The 12,058-nt window shown below is 61.3% G+C and carries 6 protein-coding genes; 2 read left to right on the top strand and 4 right to left on the bottom strand.

Features of this window, described 5'->3' with window-relative positions; all coding sequences use genetic code 11:
• Window positions 1–166: 166 nt before the first annotated feature.
• From ligA to ACQRBV_RS15390, 4 genes are all read right to left on the bottom strand, one after another.
• Window positions 167–2,524, bottom strand: coding sequence for an NAD-dependent DNA ligase LigA (gene ligA, locus ACQRBV_RS15405; protein WP_411985192.1), 2,358 nt, complete (start codon window positions 2,522–2,524; stop codon window positions 167–169).
• An 87-nt stretch (window positions 2,525–2,611) separates the two neighbouring features.
• Window positions 2,612–3,478 carry a cell division protein ZipA gene (gene zipA / locus ACQRBV_RS15400; protein ID WP_090369351.1) on the bottom strand — a complete coding sequence of 289 codons (867 nt, stop codon included), beginning with the start codon at window positions 3,476–3,478 and terminating at the stop codon, window positions 2,612–2,614.
• Between the two features lie 259 nt (window positions 3,479–3,737).
• On the bottom strand, window positions 3,738–7,226 hold the full coding sequence (smc, locus tag ACQRBV_RS15395; protein ID WP_411985193.1) for a chromosome segregation protein SMC: 3,489 nt from the start codon (window positions 7,224–7,226) through the stop codon (window positions 3,738–3,740).
• 2 nt (window positions 7,227–7,228) lie between these two features.
• Entirely contained in the window at window positions 7,229–7,888 is a 660-nt protein-coding gene (locus ACQRBV_RS15390; protein WP_060756177.1) for a GntR family transcriptional regulator, read from the bottom strand.
• 280 nt (window positions 7,889–8,168) lie between these two features.
• On the opposite strand from ACQRBV_RS15390, the gene xdhA reads away from it, so the two are divergent.
• Window positions 8,169–9,617, top strand: coding sequence for a xanthine dehydrogenase small subunit (xdhA, locus tag ACQRBV_RS15385; RefSeq protein WP_198762733.1), 1,449 nt, complete (start codon window positions 8,169–8,171; stop codon window positions 9,615–9,617).
• A complete protein-coding gene (gene xdhB / locus ACQRBV_RS15380; protein ID WP_411985194.1) occupies window positions 9,610–11,997 on the top strand; it encodes a xanthine dehydrogenase molybdopterin binding subunit in 2,388 nt (795 codons plus the stop codon). Before xdhA ends, xdhB begins: the two co-directional genes overlap by 8 nt.
• The last annotated feature ends 61 nt before the right edge of the window (window positions 11,998–12,058 follow it).

Below are 12,058 nucleotides of genomic sequence, written 5' to 3'. Positions count from 1 at the left end.
GTGCCTGGGTTTAGGGCGGCTGCGCCGCCCAGCGCGGGGCAAGCCCGCTCACTACAAAGCTGGCCCCGATAGGGACGTTGCGGTGTTTTAGATAGACCGAGGTGCCTGGGTGTGGGCGGCTGCGCCACCCGGCGCGGGGCAAGCCCGCTCACTACAAGCCACGTTTTCAGGCTGGGATGTTGTGCTTGGCCAGGAAGGCAACGAAGGCTGCCTCATCCAGCACTTTCAAGCCCAATTCACTGGCTTTGGCCAATTTCGAACCGGCGCCTGGCCCCGCGACCACGCAGTGGGTTTTCGCCGAAACGGACCCTGAAACCTTGGCGCCAAGGCTTTCGAGCTTGTCCTTGGCCACATCGCGGCTCATCAGCTCCAGGGAGCCCGTCAGCACCCAGGTATGGCCGGCTTCCGGCAAGCCTTCGATGACCTTCTTCTCGCTCTGCCAGTGCATGCCGAAGTCCTTGAGCTGCTGCTCAATGGCCAGGGCATGCGTGGCGTTGCCTGCGTTATCGAAGAAATCGCGCACCGCCTTGGCTTGCTTCTCGGGCAGTGCCTGGCGCATATCCAGCCAGTCGGCCTTGATCACGCCCTCAAGGGTGCCGAATTTGTCCGCCAGTTTCTGCGCCGCCCCCGGGCCGACGCTCGGCACGTGAAGCTTGTCGAGCAGACCGCCCAAGGTCGTGCTGGCCGCGAATTCAGCGCTCAGCTCGCCCTGATCCTGCAATTGCAGGCCGCACTCCTGCGGTGACAGCAGCGCGCCGATCACGTCCTGGTTGTGGCTGTCTTCAAAGAAACTATGGATTTCATGCGCCACCTCCAGGCCGACATCCGGCAGGTACGTCAACACCTCCGGCAAGGCTTTCTGCACCCGCTCCAGGGACGCCAGGGAGCGCGCCAGTACCTTGGCGGTCTCCTCGCCCACGTCGGGAATGCCCAGGGCGTAGATGAAGCGCGCCAAGGTCGGCGTCTTGCTGTTTTCAATGGCCGTGATCAGCTTCTTGCTGGAGATGTCGGCAAAGCCTTCCAGGTCGATGATCTGCTCGTACTTGAGTTTGTAGAGGTCGGCGGGCGAGCCGATGAGTTTTTCATCCACCAGTTGCTCGATGGTCTTGTCGCCCAGGCCATCGATATCCATGGCACGCCGCGAAACAAAATGAATGATCGCCTGCTTGAGCTGCGCCCCACAGGCCAGGCGGCCGACGCAGCGGTACACCGCGCCTTCGCTGACGGTCTCCTTGCCTTTGCTGCGCTTGACCAGTTGCGTGCGTTCCACATGGGAGCCACACACCGGGCAGCTCTCGGGCACCTGAACGGCGCGGGCGTTTTCCGGGCGACGCTCAAGTACCACCGAAACCACCTGCGGGATCACATCCCCGGCACGACGGATAATCACCGTATCGCCGATCATCAGGCCCAACCGCGCCACCTCATCCATATTGTGCAAGGTCGCATTGGACACGGTCACACCGGCCACCTTCACCGGTTTCAGGCGCGCCACCGGTGTCACCGCACCGGTGCGACCGACCTGGAATTCCACGTCGAGCAGCTCGGTCAACTCTTCCATGGCCGGGAATTTATGAGCGATGGCCCAGCGCGGTTCGCGGGCACGGAAGCCCAGTTCACGCTGGGAGGCAATGCTGTTGACCTTGAACACCACACCGTCGATTTCATAGGGCAGGCTGTTACGCCGCTCGCCAATATCGCGGTAGTAATCCAGGCAATCCTGAATGCCCTTGGCTAGCTTCAACTCGCGGCTGATCGGCATGCCCCACTTCTGCAACTGCTGCAGGTTGCCGATATGGGTGTCGCTGATATCGGTGGTCACGCCGTAGCAGCAGAACTCCAGCGGACGGCTGGCGGTGATCTTCGAGTCCAGCTGGCGCAGGCTGCCGGCGGCGGCGTTGCGCGGGTTGGCGAAGGTCTTGCCGCCCACTTCCAGTTGCGATACGTTGAGACGCTCGAAACCGGCCTTGGACATGAACACTTCGCCGCGCACTTCCAGGGTCGCCGGCCAGCCGCTGCCGTGCAGCTTCAGCGGGATATTGCGCACGGTGCGCACGTTGACGCTGATATCTTCACCAGTGGTGCCATCGCCACGGGTTGCGCCGCGCACCAATTCGCCGTCTTGATAAAGCAGGCTGACCGCCAGGCCATCCAGTTTCGGTTCACAGCTGTACTCCACCGCCGCGCCGCCCCCAAACAGATCGCCCACCGGCAGATCGAGGCCCTCGGTGACCCGGCGATCGAATTCAAGCATGGTGGATTCATCGAACGCGTTGCCCAGGCTGAGCATCGGGATCTCATGCCTGACCTGGGTGAACGCCGACAACGCCGCACTGCCGACCCGCTGCGTCGGTGAATCACGCGTCACCAGTTCCGGATGCTCGGCCTCCAGGGCCTTGAGCTCATGGAACAAGCGGTCGTACTCGGCGTCCGGAATACTCGGCTCGTCGAGGACGTGGTAGCGGTAGTTGTGCTGATCCAGTTCAGCGCGCAATTCGAGGATACGGGTATGGGCGGCGGTCATGGGTGTTCTCTCATAAAGCAAAAGAGCAGCCGAAGCTGCTCAATATGTTAGTGCACGGATTCTACAGGCAACGCTTAAGATCGGACCTCAGCGCTTCTGTGTCAGGGCGCGACGCTCGAACTCGACAATGCGCTGACGGTAGTGCTCGATGGTCTGGGCCGTCAGGACGCTGCGCTGGTCATCCTTGAGCTCGCCGTTGAGTTCCTGGGACAGCTTGCGCGCCGCAGCCACCATCACGTCGAACGCTTGTTTCGGATGACGCGGGCCTGGCAAACCGAGGAAGAAACTCACCGCCGGAGTGCTGAACAGGTCGATATCGTCCAGATCAAAGGTGCCTGGCTTGACCGCATTGGCCATGGAAAACAGCACTTCGCCATTACCGGCCATGCTTTCGTGACGGTGGAAAATATCCATCTCGCCAAAACGCAGGCCGCTTTCCAGGATGTTCTGCAACAGCGCCGGGCCTTTGAAGCCAGCAGCGTCACGGCAGATCACGCTGATCACCAAGACTTCCTCAGCGGCCGGCTGATCGTTGACCGACTGGCGTGGAGCACTGCTTTTGGTCGCAGTCTCATCCGGGAAATCGCCGTCACGGCTGCTGAAGCTCGGGCCATCGTCGACATCGAGGTTCAGGTCGCCCTGATGCGGCTCGGCGACCGCGGCGGCGTTGCGCTTGCCGCGCTTGGAAGATGGCTCGCGGGCTTCACGCACCGGCGCACTCATCGACGGCAGGTCGTGCTCGTCCAGCTGCGGCTCTTTATGGGTATCCAGCACACGGGGCGGCCCCAGCAGCTCGGCGTTGCCGTCGTCGTCAGGCAAATTGGACAGATTGCGGTCCAGACGGAACTTGAGCTTGCCCTTGCCACCGCGCATGCGGCGCCAGCCATCAAAAAGAATACCGGCAATGACAATAATGCCGATGACGATCAGCCACTCGCGCAGACCGATTTCCATGTAATCCCGTGCCTCTAATAAAAAATGCTGAAAAATAAGGGGCTTAGCAACGTGCAAACCGCTTTAAAACGTGGCGCCAACTCTATGTTCTGACTGACGTTTTGCCCACGCATACGAAAAATTGACATTAAACTAGCACGACCAAAGATAACTTTACACCGTCTGTCAAAATGCCTTGAACAAATATGTCCATTTGCCACTTTCGCCAGACCGGTAAATCATCCTACGCAGCGCTAAGAATTATCCCTCATGACGAGGTTTAAGATTCCACCATCGCCATCGCTTCTTCCACATCCACCGCCACCAAACGAGAACACCCGGGCTCGTGCATCGTCACCCCCATCAATTGATCCGCCATTTCCATGGCGATCTTGTTGTGGGTGATATAGATGAACTGCACCGTCTGCGACATCTCTTTAACCAGTCGGGCGTAACGCCCCACGTTAGCGTCATCCAGCGGGGCATCAACCTCATCGAGCATGCAGAACGGCGCCGGATTCAACTTGAAGATGGCAAACACCAGGGCCAATGCCGTCAGGGCCTTTTCGCCACCGGACAACAAATGGATGGTGCTGTTCTTCTTGCCCGGAGGCCGCGCCATGATCGTCACCCCTGTATCGAGTAGATCTTCGCCCGTCAGTTCCAAGTAAGCGCTGCCACCACCGAAAACTTTCGGGAATAAGGCCTGTAAACCGCCATTAATCTGATCAAAGGTATCTTTGAAGCGGTTGCGGGTTTCCTTGTCGATCTTGCGGATCACGTTTTCCAGCGTGTCCAGGGCCTCAACCAGATCGGCATCCTGGGCATCCAGATAACGTTTACGCTCGGACTGCTGCTGATACTCATCGATGGCCGCGAGGTTGATCGCGCCGAGCCTTTGAATACGTGCGGCAATGCGCTCAAGTTCTTCTTCCGCGTCTTTTTCGTTGGCCTGGGCGTCCAGGGTGTTGAGCACGCCGTGCAGGTCGTAGCCATCTTCCAATAGTTGATCTTGCAGGGCCTTGCGGCGCACGGTCAGGGCTTGCCATTCCATGCGCTGCTGTTCGAGCTGGCTGCGGATCAGCTGGGATTGCTGCTCGGCCTGGGTCCGACGTTTTTCCGCATCGCGCAGCTCGCGGTCGGCGTCCTCCAGGGCGATCTGGGCGGTCTTGAGTTCTTCGTCGACGCTCATGCGCTTGTCGAGCAACTCTTCGAGCTTGAGCCGCAACTCTTCCAGCGGGGCTTCGCCCTCCTCCAGGTTGAGGCTCAGTTGCTCGCGTTTTTCGGTGAGCCGTTCGGACTGCATCTCCAGGCGCTCAAGGGCCTGGCGCGTGGCATCGTGCTGGGTGCGCAAGGAGCCGAGGCGAACCGCCAATTGATGCGCGTGGTCTTTGTGCTGCCGCGCTTCCTGGCGCACGCGGTCGAGGCGTTCGCGCAGGCTGTCGCGCTGGGCCAGCAGCAGTTCGCGCTGCTCGGTGTCGAGTGCCATGCTGTCGAGCGCCTCCTGCAATTGCAGGCGCGCTTCGCCGATCTGCTCGTGCTCCAGGGCACGCTGCTCGCCGATCTCGGCCACTTCTTCGTCAAGGCGGGTGCGGCGCAGGGTCAGCTGTTCCGCCTTGGCTTTGCTCGCCGAGAGCTGGGCTTTCAACTCGCCTTGCTGGCGCGCTTCATCCTGCAACAGGCGGCGTAAATGTTCGCGGCCGGTCTCCTGTTGGCGCTGGGTGGCGCGCAGGGTTTGCAATTCGGTTTCAAGGCTTTCCAGGGTGGCTTCGCGCTCTTCACGCTCGGCGATCAGGTTGACGATCTCCTGGCCACGGGCCAGAACGCCGCTCTGCGCTTCACTGGCGCGGCGCACGCGCAGGAAGTGACGACCGACCCAGTAACCGTCGCGACTGATCAGGCTTTCGCCGGCCGCCAACTGACCACGCAAGGCAAGGGCGTGCTCCAGGGATTCCACAGGTTTGACCTGGCCCAGCCAGGGCGCCAGATCAATCGCCGCCTCAACCTTGTCCAGCAAACTGCCCGGCACACGCACGCCATCGGCTGCCGGGCTGAGCAAACGCAGATCGCCCTGGGCGAAACCGGCCAGGTCGAAGCCGCCGAAATCATCGACCAGTACGGCTTGCAGGTCGGCGCCGAGCACGGTTTCCACCGCCAGCTCCCAACCCGCTTCAACCTTCAAGCCTTCAGCCAGGCGCGGGCGCTCGGCCAGATGTTGCTCGCGCAGCCACTCGGCAGTACCGGTGCCCGGATCCAGCGCGGCTTGCTGCAGGGCTTCAAGGGACGCCAGGCGACCGTTGAGCCGCTGTAGATCGCCCTGTGCCTGCTGCTGGGCCTGGGTCGCCTGTTGCAGTTGCTGGCGCAGTTGCTCCAGGCGCTCCACCTGTTGTTCTTCGCTGGCCTCCAGCTCTTCCAGGGTCATTTCGCTTTCAGCCAGTTGCTCGCTGAGCTCCATGATCGCCGCGTCTTCCGGGTCGGCGGCGAGCAAGGCGCGCTCTTCCTGCATCCGGCGCTGGCGCTCGGCCAGGCGCTCCATACTGGCTTCCAATTGCTGGATGCGTGACTGCTGGACCTCGGCCTGGCGGCGCGGCTCGGCGGACTTCAGATTGAACGCATCCCACTGTTCCTGCCAGCCATGCATGGTGGTTTCGGACTCTTCCAGGGCCGCGGCAGCTTCTTCGGCGGCGGCGCTGGTGATTTCCTGCTCGGGGGTGAGCATGTCCAGCTCTTCGCCAAGGGTCAGCAGCAAGGTACGGTCATGCCCCAGGTGCGACTCGGTCTCCAGGCGCGCCCGTTCGGCTTCCTTCAGGTCGTCCTGCAATTGGCGCAGACGCTGCTGGCCATGCTGGATGCTCTGCTCGACGCGGGCGATATCACCGCCCACCGAATAAAACCGGCCTTGCACCAGATTGAAGCGCTCGGACAGGTCATGGTGCCCGTCACGCAGGCGTTCGATGCTGGCGTCGGCGTTACGCTGTTCGGCCACCAGGGCTTCGAAGCTGATCTCCTGGGTGCCGATGATCGCTTCGCGCTGGCCGACCTGGTCATTCAACGCCTGCCAACGCAGGGCCGAGAGTTGCGCCTTGAGCTGGCGCTCCTCGCCCTTGTATTCCTGATACTTCTCGGCGGCCTGGGCCTGGCGGTGCAGGCGCTCCAACTGGCGCTCCAGCTCTTCGCGCAGGTCGGTCAGGCGGGCGAGGTTTTCATGGGTGCGGCGGATACGGTTTTCGGTCTCGCGGCGGCGCTCCTTGTACTTGGAGATGCCGGCCGCTTCCTCGATAAAGTTACGCAAGTCTTCAGGCTTGGCTTCGATCAGCTTGGAGATCATGCCCTGTTCGATGATCGAGTAGCTGCGCGGGCCCAGGCCCGTGCCGAGGAAGATATCGGTAATGTCGCGGCGCCGGCATTTGGTGCCGTTGAGGAAGTAACTGTTCTGGCTGTCGCGAGTCACTTTGCGGCGGATGGAGATTTCCGCGTAGGCCGCATACTCGCCGATCAGGGTGCCGTCGGAGTTGTCGAACACCAGCTCGATACTGGCCTGGCTCACCGGCTTGCGGCTGGTGGAGCCATTGAAGATAACGTCGGTCATCGACTCGCCGCGCAAGTTCTTCGCGGAGCTCTCGCCCATCACCCAACGGACGGCGTCGATGATGTTCGACTTGCCGCAACCATTGGGCCCGACCACCGCCGCCATATTACTGGGGAAGTTCACCGTGGTCGGGTCGACGAAGGATTTGAACCCCGCCAACTTGATGCACTTGAGCCGCACGCTTAGGCGTCCGCCAACGCAGCGATCACCAGCGAGCTGCTGCGCTGGCAGTAGGCCGACAACACCAGGCGAATCTGTACCAGATCACGCGCCAGCACTGCGGCGAGCAATTGCTCGAACAGCGCCAGGTATTCACTCATGGACGCCTTGCGCTGATCCAGGGCCAGGTAATACGCACGATTCATCGCCGGTTGCAGGTTTTCGACGGTTTCCTGCAGGTACGGGTTGTTCGCAAACGGGTACGCGGCACGCATCACATTGAAGCTTTCTTCGACGAAGGCGCGGATGTCCCCCCGCGCATAACTGCCCTCCAGGCGTTGCTGGATTTGCAGGAATGGCGCCATGTCGGCCTGGGTCTGCCAGCCTTCGGCAACCGCATTGCCGAGCAGGATGTACATTTCGCCCATCAGCGTGCACAGGCTCTGCACCTTGTGCGCGGTGAGTTCGGTGACGTGTGCGCCACGGCGCGGCAGGATCGCGATGAGATGACGGCGTTCGAGGATCAGCAAGGCTTCGCGCACGGAACCACGGCTGACATTGAGCGCCAGCGTGACTTTCTGTTCCTGGATTCGCTCCCCAGGCTTGAGATCGCCGCGAATGATACGTTCGGCGAGGTGGTGAGCAATTTGCTCGGCGAGACTGTCCGGCGCCTTGAACGTCATGTTTTCCCTTCAGAATCTTCTGTCAATACAAGCGCGGCAGTGTAGCGCATTGGCCCATTGATGGCGCTATGTCCACCAAGGCGAATTTGGCATGAAACACGCAAGCCTCAAAGCCCACAAGCCCCGAAAAACAACGGTCCCAGAAGATTGGACCATAATTGAAAGTGTTGTGACCGAAGTTTCTTGACCTTCTGGTCAGAAAATCATTGACCGAAAAGTCAGACATGACTAGATTCGGCGCAAAGCGGTTAACAACAATAATGAGTCTGCGAGGCCTTCCGTGATCCAGTTTTTACTCAACCAGGAACTCCGTAGCGAGCACGCCCTGGACCCCAACCTGACCGTGCTCAACTATTTGCGTGAGCATCTGGGCAAATCCGGTACCAAGGAAGGCTGCGCCAGTGGCGACTGCGGTGCCTGCACAGTCGTGGTCGGCGAACTGCATACCGATGCTCAAGGTGCCGAGCAGATCCGTTATCGCAGCCTCAACTCATGCCTGACGTTTGTTTCGTCACTGCACGGCAAGCAACTGATCAGCGTAGAAGACCTCAAGCACCAAGGCCAACTGCACAGCGTGCAACAGGCCATGGTCGAGTGCCATGGCTCGCAATGCGGCTTTTGCACCCCAGGTTTTGTGATGTCGTTGTTCGCGCTGCAAAAGAACAGCGATGCGCCCGACAGCCAGAAAGCCCATGAAGCCCTGGCCGGCAACCTGTGCCGGTGCACCGGCTACCGCCCGATCCTGGCGGCCGCCGAGCAGGCGTGCTGCAACAAACCCGCGGATCAGTTCGACAGCCGCCAAGCCGAGACCATCGCCCGCCTCAAAGCCATCGCGCCAACGCAAACCGCTGAACTCAACAGCGGCGACAAACGCTGCCTGGTGCCGCTGACCGTGGCTGACCTGGCCGACCTCTACGACGCGTATCCGCAAGCCCGCCTGCTGGCCGGCGGCACCGACCTGGCGCTGGAAGTCACCCAGTTCCACCGCACCCTGCCGGTGATGATTTATGTCGGCAACATTGAAGAGATGAAGCGTATCGAGTCGTTCGACGACCGCCTGGAAATCGGCGCGGCCACCGCGTTGTCCGATTGTTATAGCGCGCTGCACCATGAGTACCCGGACTTCGGTGAGCTGCTGCACCGCTTCGCGTCCTTGCAGATCCGCAACCAGGGCACCCTGGGCGGCAATATCGGCAATGCCTCGCCAATCGGCGATTCACCCCCGCTGCTGATCGCACTGGGCGCGCAGATCGTGTTGTGCAAGGGTGAAACCCGCCGCACCCTGGCCCTGGAAGATTACTTCATCGACTATCGCGTCACTGCCCGCCAGGACAGCGAATTCATCGAGAAAATCATCGTGCCCAAGGGCCACACGCTGTTTCGTGCCTACAAGGTGTCCAAGCGCCTGGACGATGATATTTCCGCCGTCTGCGCCGCCTTCAATCTCAAGCTCGACAACGGTGTGATCAGCCAGGCCCGCGTCGCGTTCGGCGGCATGGCCGCCACGCCCAAGCGGGCGAAAAGCTGCGAAGCGGTGTTGGTCGGCGCCACCTGGAATGCCGCCACCGTGGAAAAAGCCTGTGCCGCCCTGGCCGAGGATTTCACCCCGCTCTCGGACTTCCGCGCCAGCAAGGAATACCGCCTGCTCAGCGCCCAGAACCTGCTGCGCAAATACTTCATCGAACTGCAAACGCCGCACATCGAGACTCGGGTGACCGCTTATGTCTAACCATCACGCCGTCGTTAAAACCCAGGCCGAACTCGCCGAGCTGTTTGCCCAGGACCTCACCTCCGGGGTTGGCCGCAGCGTCAAGCACGACAGCGCCGCCAAACACGTCAGCGGCGAAGCGCAGTACATCGATGACCGCCTGGAATTCCCCAACCAGTTGCACCTGTACGCGCGCATGTCCGACCGTGCCCACGCCAGGATTCTGAGCATCGACACCGCCCCTTGCTACGCCTTTGACGGTGTGCGCATCGTCATTACTCATGAAGACGTACCGGGCCTCAAAGACATCGGCCCGCTGATGCCCGGCGACCCGCTGCTGGCGATCGATACGGTGCAGTTCGTCGGCCAGGTGGTCCTGGCCGTCGCCGCCCGCGATCTGGAGACCGCCCGCAAGGCGGCGATGGCGGCAGTCATCGAATACGAAGACCTGGAGCCGGTGCTGGACGTGGTCGAAGCGTTTCGCAAACAGCATTTCGTGCTCGACAGCCACACCCACCAACGGGGTGATTCGGCAGGCGCGCTGGCCACTGCGAAAAACCGCCTGCAGGGCACGTTGCATATCGGCGGTCAGGAACATTTCTACCTCGAAACCCAGATCTCATCGGTCATGCCCACCGAAGACGGCGGCATGATCGTCTACTGTTCCACGCAAAACCCCACCGAAGTGCAAAAGCTGGTGGCGGAGGTGTTGGACGTGTCGATGAACAAAATCGTCGTCGACATGCGCCGCATGGGCGGTGGTTTCGGTGGCAAGGAAACCCAGGCCGCCAGCCCGGCGTGCCTGTGCGCGGTGGTCGCGCGCCTGACCGGCCAGCCGACCAAGATGCGCCTGCAGCGTGTGGAAGACATGCTGATGACCGGCAAGCGTCACCCCTTCTACATCGAATACGACGTGGGCTTTGATGACAGTGGCCGCTTGCAGGGCATCAACCTGGAACTGGCGGGGAACTGCGGCTGTTCGCCGGACCTGTCCAACTCGATTGTCGATCGCGCCATGTTCCACGCCGACAACGCCTATTACCTGGGCGATGCCATGGTCAACGGCCACCGCTGCAAGACCAACACTGCCTCCAACACCGCCTATCGCGGCTTCGGCGGCCCGCAAGGCATGGTCGCCATCGAGGAAGTGATGGACGCCATCGCCCGCCACCTGGCGCTGGACCCGCTGGCCGTGCGCAAGGCCAACTACTACGGCAAGACCGAGCGCAACGTCACCCATTACTACCAGACGGTCGAGCACAACATGCTCGAAGAAATGACCGCCGAACTTGAGGCCAGCAGCCAATACGCCGAACGCCGCGAAGCGATCCGGCTGTACAACGCCCACAGCCCGATCCTGAAAAAAGGCTTGGCGCTGACGCCGGTGAAATTCGGCATTTCGTTCACCGCCAGCTTTCTCAACCAGGCCGGTGCGTTGATCCACATCTACACCGACGGCAGCATCCACTTGAACCATGGCGGCACCGAGATGGGCCAGGGCTTGAACACCAAGGTCGCGCAAGTGGTGGCCGAAGTGTTCCAAGTGGATATCGGCCGTGTGCAGATCACCGCCACCAACACCGACAAGGTGCCCAATACCTCACCGACGGCGGCTTCCAGCGGTGCCGACCTGAACGGCAAGGCCGCGCAGAACGCGGCCGAAACCATCAAGCAACGCCTGGTTGAATTTGCGGCGCGCAAATACGACGTGAGCGAAGCGGATGTGGTCTTCCACAACGGCCATGTGCGGGTGCGCGATCAGATCCTGACCTTCGAGGCGCTGATCCAGCAGGCGTACTTCGCCCAGGTGTCGCTGTCGAGCACCGGGTTCTACAAGACCCCGAAAATCTTCTACGACCGCAGCCAGGCGCGCGGCCGGCCGTTCTACTACTTCGCATTCGGCGCGGCCTGCTGTGAGGTAATCGTCGACACCCTGACCGGCGAATACAAGATGCTGCGCACCGACATCCTCCACGACGTGGGGGCCTCGTTGAACCCGGCTATCGACATCGGCCAGGTGGAAGGCGGCTTTATCCAGGGCATGGGCTGGCTGACCATGGAGGAGCTGGTGTGGAACAACAATGGCAAATTGATGACCAACGGCCCGGCGAGCTACAAGATCCCGGCGGTGGCCGACATGCCCCTGGACCTGCGGGTGAAGCTGGTGGAAAACCGCAAGAACCCGGAGGACACGGTGTTCCACTCCAAGGCCGTGGGTGAGCCGCCATTTATGCTCGGGATTGCCTCGTGGTGTGCGATCAAGGATGCCGTGGCGAGCCTGGGTGATTATCGCCATCAGCCGAAGATCGATGCGCCGGCGACACCGGAGCGGGTGTTGTGGGGGTGTGAGCAGATGCGCCAGTTGAGCGCTGTGAAGACGCTGGAGACTGAACTGGCCTGATCGTTCCCACGCTCTGCGTGGGAATGCCGCCCTGGACGCTTGGCGTCCGCTCTTGTGACGC

This window comes from Pseudomonas sp. R11F (genome assembly GCF_050312575.1).
GTDB classification, from domain to species: Bacteria; Pseudomonadota; Gammaproteobacteria; order Pseudomonadales; family Pseudomonadaceae; genus Aquipseudomonas; species Aquipseudomonas palleroniana.
The sequence above is the reverse complement of the archived record's forward strand: the minus strand, read 5'-3'. Positions and strand labels throughout refer to the sequence as shown.